Genomic DNA, 17,317 nt, shown 5'->3' with positions numbered 1-17,317 from the left:
GTGCCCGATGTCAAGCCGCAGCGGCTTCCCAGGCGAAACCGTCGGGGTCTGTGAAGGGTTCAGACGCGCCCGCAATGGTCAGACGGTGCGATCCGGTGCCTTCCGGAGACAGCCCGGCATCCTTTGCCAAGGCGCGGCGACCGTACAGTGCCAGTGTCACATTGCCCGGTGCACTGGTGAATTCGACGTACTTGCGACCGAAGCTCTTGGACACCTCGAGTCCGTGGTCTAGGTAGTACTGCTTGCTGGCCTTGACGTCTTCGGCGCCGAGCAGCAGCACGAGGCTGTCGATCGTTCGGGTGGCTGGTCCGTTGTTCTTCTTCGACGACGTGGCGATCTTCCAGATCGAACCGTCCGGAGCCTGAACAACTCCGCCGTAGCCCCAGAGGGATTTCTTGACCGGCTTCAACTCGGTGGCGCCGGCCGCGAGCGCCGCGTCGACGAAGGCGTCGACGATGTTCGGTTGGGCGACGACGAGCGAAAGGGTGTACCCACGAAACCCTGTTGTCGGTTCGTTCGATTCCCGTAGCTGGATTCGATCTCCGACGCCGAGGGCGTTGTAGAAGGCTTCGGCTGCCGCGAGTTCGGGAACATGGAGGATCACGGACTGTGCGGTGGTCATCTGTGTGCTCCCTGCTGATGTGTGGATTGACGACGTGTGGTCGGAAGTGGACTTCTGTGGTGTGTTCATGTGTTTCAAGGTAATTGCGGGTCCCTTGGCTGTGCTTCTCGATTTCTGATCGGTTTGGTGAGCCGAGTGGCGTCGTGCAGTTCGCAAGCCGCCCCAGGTGGGCAATTTGTCGCGAATATCCAGTTCAGCGGATGTTTTCTCGATAGGCTGACGAGAGTCGATCGGATGTATCTCACGCCGCCGTGGAACGGGGAAACCAGTGATCGCACTGCGAGGAAAGTCGTTAGCCGCAGTAGTAGTGGTGTCCATGACGATGGCGTTGGCCGCGTGCACTTCCGGTGAATCGGCGCCTGAGGTCGGCGCCAATTACGGCTCGGACGGTGCCCCGGACGACTATCGGGAGCCGGTGAAACTGAGCAGTCGAGATGGTGTCCTCGAAGTGCGGTTGTCCGCCCATCAGGGAGTGGTTCCGCTCGATACGGCGTCCGCGCCGGTGTCGAATTTTCTCCTCTTCGGGTACGAGGTCATCCGCGGTACGGCGTCGGACGGATCGACCTCGGCGAGTGACGTCTATCCGGCGCCGACTCTCCGCGTCAATCCCGGAGAGCGTTTGATCATTCACTACGACAACGATCTGCAGGACCTCGCGATCGAGGACTTCTACGATCCGGCATTCACACCGGCCGGCGGGGATGTTCCGATCTATCCACCGGCGCTGACGTCGGCTCCTTTGAATCTGCACACGCACGGAGTTCACGTGAGTCCGGACGGCAATGCGGACAACGTGTTGCTCAACATCCCCGCCGGTCAGGGAAACGTGTACGACTACGCGATTCCGGGGACGATGCCGAACGGACTTTACTGGTACCACAGCCACCGGCACACCCTCACGGCCCAGCAGACCTACATGGGTCTGGCCGGGCTGCTGGAAATCGGCCGGCCGGACGGCAATTTGCCTGTCGTGACGGCCAACGACATTCCGATCCGCGACATGGCACTGCAGTACAACTTCGTGTTCGACCGCAAAGGTAAGGGGCGACAGCTCAACGATGCCAACTGGCCCCAATTCGTCAGCACCTTGACGCCGCCCACCGGCACGGAATTGGCGGACGGGACATACCGTCCGATCTTGGCGCCGGTCAATTTCTCGGATACCACGCAGGGAGCGCAGTATTTCACCAACTGGTACACCGGACCGCTGTCGCCGGCCAATCATCGCGGACAGAATCAATTCGTACCAGGCAACCTTCAGAGCTTCGTGGGTGAGTCGACGAGCGTCCCGGCCGATCTCTCCCTGCCGGACAACCAACGCGACGTGCAGTACACGGTGAACGGTCAATTTCAGCCGTCCCTGAAATTGAAGCCGGGGCAGACCGAGATCTGGGTGCTCGCCAACATCAGCGACTTTGCCTACATGCCGGTTACGTTGACGGAAACCGCAACCGGCACCCATCCGAAGTTCGCAATCGTGGGGCAGGACGGAAACCCGTTCGACGAGGTCAGGCCACCCGTGGACGGGGACGGAACCAGGCTGGTGATTCCGCCGGCCTCGCGCTATGCAATCGCCGTGACGATGCCGGCGTCCGGCGATCTGGTGCTGGAGATGCCACCGCTCGAGGGTGCAAAACCGGTGAGTAATCCGGGCATTCTCTACACCAACAACGGTACCGACAATCCGCCCGCCGAACTCGGAACCGTCACCGTCGACCCGTCGGTGATCAGCTACGCGGACGGATTCTTCACGTTCCCGACGCAGCAGCTGATCCGCGCCACACCAGACGAGGGCGAAGGAAAGACGACTCCCTTCGAGTTCGGACAGAAGCTCGACACCTACACATCCTTCGTGGATACCGCAGCGATGACACCCGACGTGACCCGCAACCTCACTGTCTCGGGCGGCTTCAGTAACGACAAGGCCAGCAACAGTGATCCGAAGGCCTTCACCTACGAGTTCGCCGACAACACCTTCCCCAACATTCCGTTGATTCAACCGCGTTTGAATTCCGTCGAGGAATGGAAGATCACGAACCTCAACAACGACGAACATCCGATGCATATTCACGTCAACGACTTCCAGGTGACGGAAGTCGTCGATCCCGTCGCCGGCACCACGACGGGCATTCAGCCCTGGGGAATCGACAACGTGAACGTGCCTGCGCCAGTGACAGACGAGAACGAGAATGCGCTGGAACCAGCATCGGTGACGTTGCGGACGAAGTTCACCGAGTACACCGGAACCTTTGTAATCCATTGCCACCGACTCAATCACGAGGACAACGGTCTGATGGCTACCGTCAACGTGATTCCCGAGGTATCGACATATGCCGTCGCGATACCTGGTTCGGCCGGCGTGCCCGCCAAGGTGCAGATATTCGATGCCGACGGCGACACACTGATCACTGCTGTGACGCCCTTCCCGTCGTTCGAAGGCACCCCGAGTGTTGCGATGGCGGACGTGAACGGAGACATGGTGCTTGATCTGGTCGCTGGAACAGGTGCAGGCTCCGCTCCGGAAGTAGTGGCGTACAACGCAGTCGGAGGCGTGCCGTTCACCGACGAGCTGGCCAGGTTTGCACCCTTCGATTCGGGCTTCCGCGGTGGAGTGAGTGTCGGCGGCGTCGACATCGACGGAAATGCTCTGGCGGACAACATCATCGTCGCATCGGGCCCCGGAATGGAGTCGCTGGTCAAGATCTACTCCACCGACCTTCCGCCGGACAAGAAGTCTGCGCCCGCAGAATTCGGCTCCTTCGCTCCATATCCGGGTTCGAGTAGTGGCGTCACTTTTGCAACCGGGATGGTGGACAGTCACTCAGGTCGGGCGAGCATCGTGACAGCGCCAGGCGCGGGCGAGGAACCGCTGGTCAAGACATTCCGCTACGACCTGTACGAACCGACGGCGGCGGCAAAGGGTGGCTCCGACGAACACGCAGGTCATGCGGATGGGCCGGCGATGACGTCACAGTTCTTGGCCTTCGACCAGGGCTATCACGACGGAGTATCGCTTTCGACGGGGTGGGTGGCCGGCGCCGAGGGCGGAGCGAAATCGATAGTGGCGGGCATGCTCGGAGGGGACGGTTCCGTCCGTGTCTTCTCGAGTGGATCGAGGCTCGACGGCGCGCCCGAGATGTACCTCGAGAGCCCGGATCACCATTCGACGGACGTAGCGTTTCGGGAAGTTGCCTCCTTCGATCCCTTCGCCGGTCCAGGGTCGGGCGTCGAAGTGGCGACGACGAGTACGACTACCGGCGCGGATCTCCTTGTGAGTGGGAGCAACGGAACGGGTGCCGAAGTTCGGAAACTGACGCTGGGTCGCTCCGATCCGGCCGCGACCACTTTGACACCCACTCTTGTGGGGACGCTCCCGCCCTATCCCGTCGGTGGGGGAGCACTGCCGCTCGGGGGTCGATGACCGGCCAGAGCCGGGTATGCCTTGAATGATCCTGTTTGGTAACCAGTATGACCGTGCAAGAACTGTCGTGATGCAGTCTCCTGGCGACGCCTTGATCAACGCCCGGCGGTTTGCCAGGTGTGGGTTTGTTGGGCGGCGATGTCGACCAGACGATCGAGTCCGAAGTTGAGGTCGAGTAGGTGGGTGTCGAACAGCGGTAGTTCGTTGATCGGTTGAGGAACGGTCATGTCGATTCGGTATCGGTGGAATCCGTTGGTGTCGACGCATTCTCCGCCTCCTCGCCCTTTGCTGGTGGTCCAGGACGAAGTGGAGGTGGGAAGTGGCTCGGGCAACGTCGTGTAGTCCATGAGGACCGAGATGATGCCGAAGGAGTAGGGCGCACTCGGAATGGTCACTCCCACGGGTTGCGGGTCGCCACTCAAGAGCGCTGGGTCTGTGCATGCGACTTGGAATCCAGGTCCGTTGGGTAGACCCATCCGGGTCGACAGGAGGTCGTACGAGCTGTTGCCGAACAATGACGGGAGTCCGATGAGTTCGGTGGAATAGGCGGTGATGCAACCGGTCTCACCCTGCTGAGTGCACAGTGGAATGTTCGCGAAGTCGCCGCCGGTGGTCTTCCCGGCTGCAGTGGTCACGTTTCCGCCCATGAGAAAGGCGCCGACCAGTTGTGTACGTAGTTGCGGGTTCGGATCGATCTGCTCTCGAATGAGTTTGCGTGCCATCATCGTTCCTTGGGAATGGCTAACGAAGATCACCCCGCGACCGTTGTTGTCGTTCTCCAGGTAGTCGTTCCAGGCGGCGAGCACGTCGCCATACGCGAGTTCTAGTGGGCCGTCCAGACCGGCGAGCGCGGCGGGCAACCCGAGCAAGGGAACCTGTCGGTAGACGGGTGCGAACACCCTACAGACGTCGGAGAATCGGGCTGCTTGGAATCGCGCGATCGACTGCACTTCCGGTGATGCGGCAGGGTCGGCATTGAGCGCAACCTGGTTGCTGACTGTCGGATAGAGGTAGAAGCAGTCGACGGGCTTGTCGGTGGCACTGTCTGCCTTCGGTGGTTGGACTTCACCGGTCAGGAGATCGGTGGTGTCGGAGGGGAGATCGCACGGGTCGGAAGTGAGGTCGGGCGTGCAGAGCCACTGTGTGCCGGAGTGCGGTTCTGCGGTTGCCGGTGAGGTCGCGCTGACAGCAAAGGCCGGCGCCACGAGGATTGTTGCCAGAGCGATAAAGAGTGATCGACGTGCACGAACGTGGGATTTTCTGGTGCGCAAACAGTTCGACGTTGCTTGTCCGGTCTTCATGCATCCTCCGTCGTGTTTGCTTCACACAGGTCGTCTACTGTGAGGTAGACCATACAAATGATTCGCACTGCTGACTATAGGCACTGCGAAGTAGATCGTGCGAGCTCGCGGGATCTCGCCGGGAGGAGCTGTGTCGATGGAACCGTTGGTGCCGGATTCGGTGGCCGTTCATCCGGGGTGTTTGCTGGTCAAGCTCGGTCAGGTGGCGTTTCGATTGACCGAGAATCGGTTGGCTCCATTGGGTATGCGGACCCGGCACTACACACTGCTCAAGGTGCTTGTCGCCGAGGGACCGCTGTCGCAGTCGGAGCTCGGTCGACGGAGCCGGATAGATCCGACGACTGTGGTGGCGGTCATCGACGATTTGGAAGCGAAGGAGTTCGCAACCCGGACGCGTGACACTACTGATCGTCGGCGCAGCTTGGTGGTTGCCACCGATGCTGGGCGACTGGCAGCGGCAGAGGCTGACGCTCTGCTCGACGGACTGGGCGCAGAGATGTTCGCGGACTTGACCGACGATCAAACCCGGGACCTGGCGGGCATTCTCGGCGCGATCAATGCTGGTGCGGCTCTGTCACAGGCTGCGGAGAACCTTCGCGTCTGAGCGATGTGACAGTTCATGCTGGTGCGTCACCCCTCGCGGGTGATGCACGGTTGCGAAGCCGGTACCTATGGTCAGGTGTACTTGGTGACGGGCCGCGTCAGGACGGCACGATGAGTGAATCGTATCGGTATGTAGGTGGCTATCCCACCGAGGAAACCGTTCGTAGGGACCGAACTCTACGCCCGAGAGAAGTGGTTCTATCAGGCGCAGATCGAATCCCCGGCGATGTTCCGCCGGAGTCCGGGGGCGGGATCACTGTACTGGCTTGGTCTCCGCGACGCCGACGGTAGCTATTTGGACGGTGCGCACCCGTACACTCTCGATGTCCCACAACCTGTTCCGGCGAAATTGTTCTGGTCGATCACGGTCTACGACGCCGAGACTCGCAGCGAAATTCTCACCGAACAAGGAAACGCAGCGCTGCGTTCGATGAACGAGCTTTCCGAGGTCGACACAACCGCGCCCGTCAGGCTGCATTTCGGACCCACTGCTCCTGCCTCCGGCTCCGACCGATGGATCCGAACGATCCCGGGAAAAGGGTGGTTCGTGTACTTCCGGATTTACGGGCCCGACGAACCGGCATTCGACGGTACGTGGCAGTTGCCCGACTTCATCCGGCGCTGAAGGGATGCGGCTCGGTGAGCGGTCATGGTCCGGGTGGGCTGTCGCCGCCGGTCGCCTGCGTCGGACACAGTCTCTCCGTCAGAGTCCGTCAGAATGTGGACGTGTCGATGGGATGCGTCACCGTGTATCACCGAGAACGGAGTAGCTGATTCGGGGTCGGCGGCCGGAATGACTGACCTCGTCAGATATCCGCCGTCGACCCCGATACTCAGTTGTCAGTCGAGAAGTTTCAGGTCGCTGGGCTTCCAGGATTGATCGAAGAAAGCTTGCTGCGGCCCGTACAACCGAACGATCACGAAGTAGCCCTTGCCCGGCACCGTGCGTAGCCAGTTGCTGTCATCGGCTGCAGCGGGCCGGTTCGGACCGAAGTAGATGTCGTGGGAACCATCCTGATTGTAGGTGGGCTTGTCCATGGTGTTGATCGACGGGAACGGTTGGCCGTTGTCCAATCCCGACGCAGAAACATTGTCGTACAGGGCAACTGACCAGAACAGCGCTGCCGGTATCTTGGGTGGCAAATGTAGTGAATACGATTTTGCGCCGTCAAGCCAGTTGCCGTCGGCGTCCTTCATCGTCGCGGGATACTTCGCGCCCTTGTCCACGATGTTCATGACCATGCCGGGAGAATCCGAGTAGGCCGCGGTGAAGAAGGCGGTCCTCTGCTCGAGGTTGGTAAAAGTCTCACTGGATTGGAACTCGGTGTTTTCTCCGGCAAAGGTGTTCACCCATCGCAGTCCGTCGTAGTACGTCCCGCCGGGTTCCAGGGCGAGGAGATGCGTGACGGTCACCTTCGAGATCTTGAATGCAGTCCGTGCTGCCTTGTCGAGGAGTTCGCGGTCATGCTCGTCGGGTGTGAACGGTGTGCCCTTCTCGATTCCGATGGTGTGGAGGAAACCTCGGAGATCGAGATCGGATCGGTCGACAGCTTCGTTCTGGATGAATCTGTCGAGCATCTCGAAGTATGTGCCGTCACTGGGGAAGAGCATGTTGCACTCGACGCCGGATGCGTGTGGGAAATGCATCGCGAGTGCACGATCTTTACCGCCGAGGGGGTAGATCACGGTGGACTCGAGCTTGTCGACCGCCGGAGTCAAGTCGTGAGGGTCGGAGAAGAACGCTCGCCAGAAGAGAAAGACATTGCGGGTACGCGAACGATAGACATATCCGGATTCGGGATTCGGGCCGTCGTAATCGGGTGGCAGGAGGATAAATGTTCCACCTTCGCCGGCGTCCGGACCTGCGAGTCCGACATCGCCTTTCCACGTGTGCCCGTCGATGGTGGGACCTTCGATCGGGCGTTGCCAGAAGTCGTCGAACATTCCGAGGACCCCTGACGGGGCTTCGACGACGAGTGGTCCGTGCTCGTCCAGATCCAGGTATCCCATCGCATAGACGACGTCGAAATTGGGAGTCGTGACCAGTGTTTTCGCATCGATCCTGTTCTGCCAGATCGGAAGGACGTTGTAGCCGCTACCGAATTGTTTCTCCGAGCCTTCTTTCATTGCCCAGATGTTGATTGCGGGTAGTGACCACAGGTAGGCCTGCACGGCACGTTGGAAGAACAGTTCGTCTCGTAGAGTCGAGATCGTTTCCTCTGTCGGGAATCCTTGTGCGAATTCCGAAGCGGAGAGATCGTCGTATCGGGTCATGGTCTACCTTTCGCTTCGAATCGGGGAGATCGACTTCACGGACTTCACCATGGCCTCGGTTCGGCGGCGACACATCACCCGCCGCGGATGAATGCGCCCCGGGCCTCCGAGGGGCAAAGCCTTGAATCGCAATGTTCCCGTCGGGTTCCTCCGAGAACCGTGAGAGCCCGTATGGAATCCGCCGGAGTCGCCGAAGGGGCGAGAACAAATGCAACTGATGACGACGCGGGCTAGGCGCGGGAGGGCGGAAACGATTCTTCTGTAACGGAATTCCCCATCGTGGATCCGGATCAGGCGTTGGCTCGGCATCTCGCCTGCCTGGACTCCCATCAGCATCGAGGGCGTTCCGCCCGCAGTCGGCTTTCACGCCGGAGGCCGCTGCAGAGTCCGCGGCCACTGATCAGGTCACGGTCGGCCACGATCGTGATGCGATCGAGCAGGTGAGCGCGAAGGTCGCTGCTGCTGAACGCCGCGGCCTGCCGAGCGGGGACGAACCCCACGTACGCTCCGTCGAGCCTTCACGGGGTTACGGGTCAACTGCGTCCTTGCGCGAAAGTTGAAGCGGGAGAGCAGAGTTCAGGTGATGGTTCGGATGCGTGTCGCTGGCTGACGAGCAGGTCGGCTTCATTGCGTGCCGGATAGTCGACGCTAGGTAGGTGCAGAGTTGACGCCCGACATTCAGGCAGCTGTCGCTGTCACCCCTCAGCGTCAGCGGCCCAGCGTCCGAGCGCGACGATTGCCCCGCGTAGGGCATGCCCACGGTCGGTGAGTGCGTACGCCCGTGTGTTGTGCCGCAGGGGCAGACGGGTCAGTACGCCGGCCGTTTCGAGCTCGCGTAGGCGGGTCGCGAGCATGTTGGTTGGCACTCCGAGGTCGCGCTGCAGATCGCCATAGCGCTGCGGCCCGTCGAGCAGCCGCTCCACGATCAGCAGCGCCCACCGTGCTCCTACGACTTCGAGGGCCGCTGCGAGGTCGCTCACGCGGTCGTTTCGGTGTCCGGCTTCATCCAGAACGGCGAGTAGTGGTAGCCGTCGGGGTCGTCGAACTGGCGCTGGTACATGAAGGGGTAGTCGTCTGTGTCGCCGATGCGCCCACCGGCGGCGCCGGCGCGGGCGACGAGTTCGTCGACCGCCTCGCGGCTGCCGAGGTCGAACGAGACCGTCACCTTCGACGGGGTGCGGGGTCCGCCGACCAGCTCCTCGACGCCGCCGACGCTGGCGTACATCTCGCGGCTGCCGAGCATGACGTACTGCTCGGGCGCGATCGCGAAGCACGACACATTGTGATCGGACATATCGGCGTTGAGGGTCCAGCCCAGGGCGGTGTAAAAGGTGGTCGCGCGCTCGACGCTCTCGACCGGGCATGTGATGAACAGGCTCATGTGATCCACACTTGCAAAATGCAAGTACGCTGTCAAGGGTCAGGTTGTGCACTCTGGCTGAGTCGGTGTCGCTGGGGAGCAGTCACCCAACTGCGTTGTCCGTCTTTCCGGGAAGGTCTGCGGCCTGCAGTCCCGGTATTGGGGCGCGAGTTTGGTCGCTTCTCGAAAATCTCAAACATCATGGTAGGCAACCGCATTACCGCACCAACCCGCCTGATCCCCTTCGGGCGGAACTATGAATATCTACGCCGTTGACACTCAGGCTGCTGCCGCAGTCGACCCCTTCGGCGTCGCTATCACCGCCGAACTGGTTGCTGTGATCACCACTGCCGGACAAAATCGGCTACCTCCCGTTCGGCGACCTCGCCGGACCGGCCCTCACTTTCGACGGGGTCGAGTATTCGCCAGTCGAGACGTCGACCGGTCCGCAGGTGCGGAGCGCACCGGCAAGAACCGTGGCACCGCGGCAACAGAACCGCTGACGAAGTTAACCTGCTTGGTCGCCACACTGATAAAGAGTTGCAACACATTTGGTGAAGGCTGAGCTTGGCCCGACGTGCTGGCGCGGCTTAATTCACCGATCGAAGTCTCCTGGAATGAAAATCGGTTTCCCGCGAGAGCGCTCTTCATTTCCCTCTGCCGCCTCTACCGAGATGGAAGGAGGTTTATGAATGAATGACTTTGATTCAAAAATGTGGACTGAGCAGCTGCGGCAGAGAAAAACCCTGAACGCCTGACACTTTCAGAATACAACGACGGTGGGGGCTTGCGGCAAGGCCCCGGTGATGCGGCACACTTGCTCGTCCCACCCGATTGGCGAGAGGATTCAAGGTGTCTGAGCTACTCGATGAGGGCCCGTTCTTCCATGGCACGATCGCGGACCTACGCGTAGGTGAGCTCCTGACCGCAGGGCGCCGATCGAACTACCGTCCCGAGATCGTGATGAACCACATTTACTTCACCGCTCTTGTCGATGGCGCCGGTCTTGCAGCGGAGATCGCAGCAGAACTCTCACGCAGTGAGGCACCCCCACGCGTATACGCGGTAGCGCCCACCGGGCCGTTCGAGAACGACCCGAATGTGACCGACAAGAAATTCCCCGGCAACCCCACCCGGTCCTACCGCAGTAGCGCCCCTTTGCGCATCGTCGACGAGATCACCGACTGGACGCGATTGACTCCCGAGCAGCTGCAGATCTGGCGCCAACGGTTGACTGCGATTCTCTCGAGCGAACGTGGCGAGATCCTCAACTGAGGTGCGCATAGAAGCGTCGATAGGTCCTCGATCTGGCAGCTAGCGTCTTGGTGCCACCTCGACGATGATGGATTTATTGATTTCGAGTGGCGACAACTCCCATGCGACGCCGTCACGTGCCGAGCCTGCTGTCGTGTATGGCGGGGGAAATCCTGCGGTGTAGGCGGACGAGGAAACGGTGACAGCGACGAGCGCGCTCGTGCAGGGATTACCATGCCGCCTCCAATAATCTGAGGATGTCGCTCTCGGTGATGGGGCGGGGGTTGGCAGAAATGGTGTGGTCGAGCATTACGTGGGCTGCAATTGCGGGGAGAGCATCGCGCCGTCCACCCGCGCAAGAGATGGTGGCAGGCACACCGACACTCGTGACGAGTTCCCGAACGGCGTCGTGTGCCGCATCTGCTGCGGTGATCCCAGGATGGATCGTTCGGCCGAATGCGCTCGCTATTCGTTGCGCCTTTTCCTGAATTGATCTGGCGTTGAAGGCAATTACGTGTGGCAGCATTATTGCTGAGGTCACGCCATGGGTGATGTCGAATTCTGCGGCTAGCTGGTGCCCAATCGCGTGGGAGAGTCCGACACCGGAATTGGTGATGGCGAAACTCGCTAACCACGCGCCGAGCAAGCACTGGAGCCGAGCGTCAGTGTCTCGTGGGTTTCGGACGCTGTGTGCAAGGTTGGTGTTGAGGAGTTCGAGGGCTTCGGTACACAACGCATCGGACACTGGCGTACTGCCCGCCGAAAGAATGCTCTCCACGGCGTGATCAACGGCCCGGATTCCCGACGCACCCCACAACCAGTCGGGGGTGGTCGTGGTCATCGCCGGATCGAGTACTACGGCAGTGGGTGCCAGCAAGGGTGAGCGGTACGTGTGCTTCTCCCGGGTTCGCATATCGGTGATACCCACGAGATCTGTGTTCTCTGCACCTGAGAGAGTGGTGGGTATCGCGAAATGAGGGACGACTGCGTCGGGAACCTGCGGCACGACAAACGTGTTCGGGTAGGTGAAGCGGATGCGGTGGCGGTCGAAGCCGGCGTCGTCGGTGACATCGGCGGCCAGGCACATCGCCACTGCCTTTGCTGCATCGATCTGGGTTCCGCCGCCCACACTGATCACGCAGTCGACGTTGCGGGATCGGGCGATGTCGGCGGCAGCGAGTACGGCCTCGCGGGGTACGTGCTGTGGTGTGGCGGAGAATACCTCGGCGACGGTGTTGCCGAGGTGGACTCGTAGTTCCTGCTCGGCCGAGGATCCGGCCAGTGAACCTGACATCATCACCAACGCTCTGCTGGCTCCCTTTCGTGCCATGACGTCGGGAAGTGCCCCCAGCGCGTCCTTGCCGTAGACGATCGCGTTGGTGTTGGGCATTGTGAATTCTCTTGGCATCGCTGCAATTTCCTTACAGTAGAGAACATTGGCTGTGCTCGGTGCCTGACGGCACGAAACCGTCACTGACGAGTTTCCTCGTAAGCGGGTTGTAGAAGGCTATAAGATTGCCGCTTCCACCTTGGAGGATTGAACAATGCTGACGGCGAGGGCAGGGAAACGATGGCAATGGATGAGCGAGATGTTTTGGTCGACCGCGTGGTTGATCGCCTGACCGACCAAGTCGAGGCGATCACTCAGGAAGCGGTCGAGGTGGGTTCATTGGACATCGCGTCCTATGGCGTTGTTCCGATGGCGGATCTCCGTCTTGCCATCGAACGCAACGTCGTAGTCGCGGTCCAGGCGATCCGGGATGGTTCGTTGCCTGAGCCGGAGGACATTCTCGATGTGAGTGTCGCCCGGGCGCGGCTCGAGCTCGGCGTGTCCGTCGATGACATGATCAGGGCTTATCGGCTGTGCATCAACGTCATCCGGGGACGCTTCGAGCAGGAGTGCATGGCCCTCGGTGTGCCTGCGGAGGCAATCTTGCGCTTCTCGAACCTGTTGTGGGCCGTCACCGACATCGCGTCGACTCGAATATCTCGCGTGTACTACGAGCTGGAAGTGGCCGAGGTGCTTCGCGACGTGCGGTTGCGTGACAGCTTTGTCCGGCGGCTGTCATTGGGAATGTTGGGTGGACCGGAGCTGGCGCGTCACGCTGCTGCGTTCGGGTTGGACCTTGGTTGCAACTACGTCGCGGTCCGGGCGAGGCTGCTCGACGGTCACGATCCGGAACTGACGGAACGGCTCAGGCGATCGCTGGAAACCGATGTCGGACAAACGAACACAGTCTCCGTCGTCGGTATCGTCGGCGACGACTGCGTAGGCGTGATCGGCATCCGCCGTCCGTTGTTGCCTCGTCCTGTCGCTGCAGTTATCGGGTTGGGCCCACCGGTGCGCTTGGGCGAGATAAGCAATTCGTTCGACGTCGCTGCCCACGTGTTGGAGGTCGGGCTGCGGCGCGGCCGGCCGGCGGTCATGAGCTTGGACGATGTGTCATGGCGGACGGCAGTCGAGGATCACGGCGAGTTGGTCGAATTGCTGCGTCGCCGGTATCTCGAGCCACTGGGCGAGGATGCTGGATTTCGGCCTGTGCTCATCGAGACGCTGCGAGCGTATCTGGCAAACGGCCGGAGCGTGCGTGCGACAGCGCACGAGTTGTTCGTCCATGAAAACACGCTGCGCTATCGACTTGCTCGATTCGAAGAACTCACCGGATGCTCGTTGAACTCGACAGACGTTCTTATCGAGATTTCGTGGGTCATCGAGGCGACAGGACGTGCCGAACGCTGACCTCTTCAGAGAGATCTCTAATGACGTGCCCCCGGCCTCGGAGAATTCTCCATAGGACCCGGGCTCGTGGCGATTTACGGTGATGACAGTCACAATCGCAACACGAGGGCGGTACACGCATGAACGATAAAGTCTGGATCGCCGGGGTTGGTATGACACCTTTCGGCATTCACCGGAACACTTCAGTCAAACAATTGGTCCGCTCGGCAATCGAGGACGCACGTGCTGACGCGGGGACACCTGTCGGAAACTTTGATGCCGCCGTCTTCGGTAACGTGGTTCAGGGGCTGAACGAAGGCCAGAGCAGTATCGCAGGCCAGGTTGCGTTGCGGGAGTTGGGAATCGAGGGAATTCCCGTATACAACGTCGAAAATGCTTGTGCTACTGGATCGTCGGCCTTCAATCTGGCGGTCAACCTGATCCGCAGTGGAAGTGCCGACGTCGCGGTCGCCGTCGGGGTCGAGAAAATGAACATCGGTGACCCGACCCGCACCATGGCAAACTTCGTCGGTGGAACCGACGTGCACGACCCTGTGAGCCTTCAACGCACACTTCACGAATTAGGCGGTGATGCGGATGGGGATGGCGCCGGACGCCGCTCGGTGTTCATGGACATATACGCAGCTATGGCACGCGCACACATGCGGAACTTCGGACTGACGGCACACCAAATAGCTGCGGCTGCAGCAAAGAATCACGCTCATTCCGTTTCGAATCCCCGGGCGCACTATCGCATCGCAATGTCCATTGACGAAGTACTTGCCGGACGCCGACTGGCGGAACCGCTGACGGTGCCGATGTGCGCTCCCATTACAGATGGCGCTGCTGCTGTAATTGTCTGCAATACTGCCGGACTCGGTCGCCTCGCGGCGCAGGCGCCGATTCGGGTCTTGGCGTCCGTCGTGGGAACGGGCACCGATCGTCCACTCGACGATTATGAACGACACATCACCCGCAGGCTCTCGGCGCGGGCGTATGAGGAGGCCGGCGTCGGACCGCGCGATATCTCGGTGGCCGAAGTCCACGACGCCACGGCGTTCGCAGAGATCCTGCAGTCCGAGATGCTGGGGTTCGCCGCTCTCGGCGAAGGTGGAGCGCTCGCAGAAAGGGGTGAAACCACAATCGGTGGCCGGATACCACTGAATCCCTCGGGCGGGCTCATGTCGAAAGGGCACCCATTGGGCGCCACCGGAATTGGGCAGATATTCGAACTCGTCGAACAACTTCGTGGCCGTGCAGGCGATCGGCAAGTCGACGGCGCGCGAATGGCATTGGCGGAGAACGGCGGTGGGTTCCATAGAGGCGAAGAAGCCGTCGCCGTCGTCACCATCTTGGGTATTTGAGAGGACACGATCTACGTGATAATCGATTTCTTTGATCGAGGCTGGGCCGCGAATGCCCGCGGGACAGCGTTTCAAATGGGCGAGCAGGCGTGGTCCTATGACGACGCTGGGAAGCTGAGCTGCCAGATCGCGAACGCCTTGCTGGCAGAAGGAGTCAACGGCGAGACCAAGGTCGCGGTGCTGACGTCGAATGACGTCACGGCCTGGTTGTGCGTGCTCGGAATCTGGCGGGCGGGAGGCGTGTGGGTACCACTGAATGCGGCCAACCCAATCAACGAAAGTGTAGAACTACTCGACGCGTTCGATTGCGAAATCTTGATCGTGCACCCATCGAAAGCGCAGCTCGTTGCACAGGTGCGGACACGACTGCACAAGGTACGCGAGATCATCATCCTCGGCGATGTCTGCGAAAGCCTTCCCGATGCCATCCCATTCGAGGACTGGATAGCCGGTATATCGACTGACCCCCCGGCGATCCAGCGCGCCCCGGACGACGTCGCGCTGATTTCACCGACGGGCGGCACGACCGGAAAACCCAAGGGTGTGATGAACACACACCGCAGTATGTCCGTGATGCTGATGCATCTGATGCATGCGTTCAGGTACAACGAGAACGAACACATCGTGCATCTGGCGGCGGCACCGATGACCCATTCGGCTGGCGCGTTCAGCCTCGCCGCCAGCGCCCGCGGCGGTACCGTAGTGCTGATTCCCTCCCCAGAATCCGGCGAAATTCTCAACACTATCGAAAAGTGCCGCGTGACAGAGGTTTTCCTGCCTCCCACAGTGATCTATCGACTACTCGATCACCCCGGGGTAACAGAACGCAATTTTTCTTCGCTGCGGCATCTGTGCTACGGGGCGGCGCCGATGTCGTTGGACAAACTCAAGCGTTCGCTAGCGGTGTTCGGCCCTGTGATGATCGAGGCTTACGGGCAGACCGAGGCGCCGATCACCATCGCCACTCTCCGTCCGGAAGAGCACTTCGTGGATGGTCAATTGGCTCCCGACGCTCGCCTTATCTCCTGCGGGCGACCATCGCCGCTCGCCAAAGTATCCACATTCGACGCCGAAGGAAACCAGACGAAGCCAGGCATCGCAGGTGAAATCCGCGTGCGAGGTGATCTGGTGATGGCTGGCTACTACAAAGATGAGGAACGAACCCGGGAGGCGATTGTCGACGGGTGGCTGCGGACAGGCGACGTGGGCGTGTTCGACGATCACGGCTATCTGACCATTACCGACCGGGTGAAAGACATGATCGTCTCAGGCGGTTTCAACATCTACCCCAGCGAAATTGAACAAGTCCTGTGGTCCCATCCTGCAGTACGTGACTGCTCTGTCGTTGGTGCTCCCGACGACGATTGGGGCGAAGCAGTCACTGCCGTTGTGGAACTCACCTCCGACGGATCTGTGACCGCGGATGAACTGATCGCGTTGTGCAAGAGCAGGCTTGGCAGTGTCCGAGCGCCGAAACGAGTCGATTTCGTCGACTGCTTGCCGCGGAGCAATAACGGAAAAGTGCTGAAAAAAGACGTCCGTGCGACCTACTGGTCCGGCGTCTCCCGACAGATTTGAGGAGAGCAATGAACAGGTTGGATAATTGTGTCGCAGTGGTCATGGGTGCAGGAAGTATCGCCCCTGGTTGGGGCAACGGTAAAGCGACGGCAGTGACCTTCGCTCGGGAAGGGGCCGTGGTCGCCTGTGTCGACGCGAATATGTCTGCTGCACAGGAAACAGCCGAGATTATCTGCAGCGAAGGCGGCAAGGCGCACGCGTACTGCGCAGATGTCAGCATCGACGCTGACATCGCTCGCGTCATCGCCGAGATCAATCAAAAGTTCGGCAAAATAGACGTTCTCGACAACAACGTCGGAATCGCTCGTCTCGGTGGAGTGACCGACACGTCAGAGGCAGACTGGGATCTGGTGATGGCGGTCAACCTGAAGAGTGCCTACCTCGCGATGAAACACGTCATCCCGATCATGGTCGACAATGGTGGCGGTTCGATCATCAACATTTCCTCACTGGCAAGCATCAGCTACAGCGGCATCCCGTATGTGGGATACAGCGCCTCCAAGGCAGCACTGAACCATCTCACTCGTGTCACTGCGGCGGAATTCGCCGCACGTAAGGTCCGCGTGAATGCGATCCTGCCCGGGCTGATGAAAACCCCGATGGTGTCCTCTGCACCCGAGGTGGTCGAGGCCTACGCGGGCGGGCTCGACGTCGAAGCTATGTGGGCAGTCCGCGCCGCGCAGGTCCCGATGGGCCATATGGGCGACGCCTGGGATGTGGCGAATGCCGCGTTATTCCTCGCGTGCGATGAGTCTCGCTTCATCACCGGTGCGGAGCTGGTAGTGGACGGCGGCACATCTCTTTAGCGCGCACTCCTGTTA

General features: G+C 60.6%; 15 protein-coding genes. 8 read left to right on the top strand and 7 right to left on the bottom strand.

What is annotated here, in order from left to right; translation table 11 throughout:
• Positions 1 to 10: 10 nt before the first annotated feature.
• Positions 11 to 622, bottom strand: coding sequence for a VOC family protein (locus ABWI03_RS17425; protein ID WP_298780926.1), 612 nt, complete (start codon positions 620 to 622; stop codon positions 11 to 13).
• A gap of 268 nt (positions 623 to 890) precedes the next feature.
• On the opposite strand from ABWI03_RS17425, the gene ABWI03_RS17420 reads away from it, so the two are divergent.
• Entirely contained in the window at positions 891 to 4,043 is a 3,153-nt protein-coding gene (locus ABWI03_RS17420) for a multicopper oxidase family protein (RefSeq protein ID WP_298780922.1), read from the top strand.
• 95 nt (positions 4,044 to 4,138) lie between these two features.
• Here ABWI03_RS17420 and ABWI03_RS17415 read toward each other — a convergent pair whose 3' ends face one another.
• Positions 4,139 to 5,344 carry a DUF3089 domain-containing protein gene (locus ABWI03_RS17415; RefSeq protein WP_298780920.1) on the bottom strand — a complete coding sequence of 402 codons (1,206 nt, stop codon included), beginning with the start codon at positions 5,342 to 5,344 and terminating at the stop codon, positions 4,139 to 4,141.
• Between the two features lie 136 nt (positions 5,345 to 5,480).
• Between ABWI03_RS17415 and ABWI03_RS17410 the strand changes: the two genes are divergently transcribed.
• Together ABWI03_RS17410 and ABWI03_RS17405 are read left to right on the top strand one after the other, a co-directional pair.
• Positions 5,481 to 5,948, top strand: a complete 468-nt coding sequence (locus tag ABWI03_RS17410) for a MarR family winged helix-turn-helix transcriptional regulator (RefSeq protein WP_296554554.1) — start codon at positions 5,481 to 5,483, stop codon at positions 5,946 to 5,948.
• 135 nt (positions 5,949 to 6,083) lie between these two features.
• A complete protein-coding gene (locus ABWI03_RS17405) occupies positions 6,084 to 6,572 on the top strand; it encodes a DUF1214 domain-containing protein (RefSeq protein ID WP_298780916.1) in 489 nt (162 codons plus the stop codon).
• A gap of 215 nt (positions 6,573 to 6,787) precedes the next feature.
• On the opposite strand, the gene ABWI03_RS17400 is transcribed toward ABWI03_RS17405, so the two are convergent.
• The 4 genes from ABWI03_RS17400 to ABWI03_RS17385 form a co-directional block, all read right to left on the bottom strand.
• On the bottom strand, positions 6,788 to 8,221 hold the full coding sequence (locus tag ABWI03_RS17400) for a DUF1254 domain-containing protein (RefSeq protein WP_298780913.1): 1,434 nt from the start codon (positions 8,219 to 8,221) through the stop codon (positions 6,788 to 6,790).
• A 329-nt stretch (positions 8,222 to 8,550) separates the two neighbouring features.
• A complete protein-coding gene (locus tag ABWI03_RS17395) occupies positions 8,551 to 8,721 on the bottom strand; it encodes a hypothetical protein (RefSeq protein WP_298780910.1) in 171 nt (56 codons plus the stop codon).
• Between the two features lie 195 nt (positions 8,722 to 8,916).
• A complete protein-coding gene (locus tag ABWI03_RS17390) occupies positions 8,917 to 9,201 on the bottom strand; it encodes a winged helix-turn-helix transcriptional regulator (RefSeq protein ID WP_166814012.1) in 285 nt (94 codons plus the stop codon).
• Positions 9,198 to 9,602, bottom strand: coding sequence for a VOC family protein (locus tag ABWI03_RS17385; RefSeq protein ID WP_298780904.1), 405 nt, complete (start codon positions 9,600 to 9,602; stop codon positions 9,198 to 9,200). Before ABWI03_RS17385 ends, ABWI03_RS17390 begins: the two co-directional genes overlap by 4 nt.
• Before the next feature lie 831 nt (positions 9,603 to 10,433).
• Between ABWI03_RS17385 and arr the strand changes: the two genes are divergently transcribed.
• Complete coding sequence (arr, locus tag ABWI03_RS17380) at positions 10,434 to 10,856, top strand: NAD(+)--rifampin ADP-ribosyltransferase (RefSeq protein ID WP_296556277.1); 423 nt, start codon at positions 10,434 to 10,436, stop codon at positions 10,854 to 10,856.
• A gap of 208 nt (positions 10,857 to 11,064) precedes the next feature.
• On the opposite strand, the gene ABWI03_RS17375 is transcribed toward arr, so the two are convergent.
• Positions 11,065 to 12,225, bottom strand: coding sequence for an iron-containing alcohol dehydrogenase (locus tag ABWI03_RS17375; RefSeq protein ID WP_298780901.1), 1,161 nt, complete (start codon positions 12,223 to 12,225; stop codon positions 11,065 to 11,067).
• A 186-nt stretch (positions 12,226 to 12,411) separates the two neighbouring features.
• Here ABWI03_RS17375 and ABWI03_RS17370 point away from each other — a divergent pair, with 186 nt between their 5' ends.
• The 4 genes from ABWI03_RS17370 to ABWI03_RS17355 all read left to right on the top strand — a co-directional run bounded on the left by ABWI03_RS17370 (position 12,412) and on the right by ABWI03_RS17355 (position 17,302).
• A complete protein-coding gene (locus tag ABWI03_RS17370; protein WP_296556273.1) occupies positions 12,412 to 13,575 on the top strand; it encodes a PucR family transcriptional regulator in 1,164 nt (387 codons plus the stop codon).
• Between the two features lie 119 nt (positions 13,576 to 13,694).
• The gene (locus ABWI03_RS17365; RefSeq protein WP_298780897.1) at positions 13,695 to 14,918 is read left to right on the top strand and encodes a thiolase family protein; all 1,224 of its coding nucleotides are present in this window, start codon (positions 13,695 to 13,697) and stop codon (positions 14,916 to 14,918) included.
• Between the two features lie 15 nt (positions 14,919 to 14,933).
• The gene (locus tag ABWI03_RS17360) at positions 14,934 to 16,496 is read left to right on the top strand and encodes an AMP-binding protein (RefSeq protein WP_296556270.1); all 1,563 of its coding nucleotides are present in this window, start codon (positions 14,934 to 14,936) and stop codon (positions 16,494 to 16,496) included.
• An 8-nt stretch (positions 16,497 to 16,504) separates the two neighbouring features.
• Positions 16,505 to 17,302, top strand: a complete 798-nt coding sequence (locus ABWI03_RS17355) for an SDR family NAD(P)-dependent oxidoreductase (protein ID WP_296556269.1) — start codon at positions 16,505 to 16,507, stop codon at positions 17,300 to 17,302.
• Positions 17,303 to 17,317 lie beyond the last annotated feature (15 nt).

The organism is Rhodococcus baikonurensis (assembly GCF_040489275.1).
GTDB lineage: Bacteria > Actinomycetota > Actinomycetes > Mycobacteriales > Mycobacteriaceae > Rhodococcus_F > Rhodococcus_F baikonurensis.
Note: the sequence above shows the minus strand (reverse complement) of the source record. Positions and strands in the feature narration are given on the sequence as shown.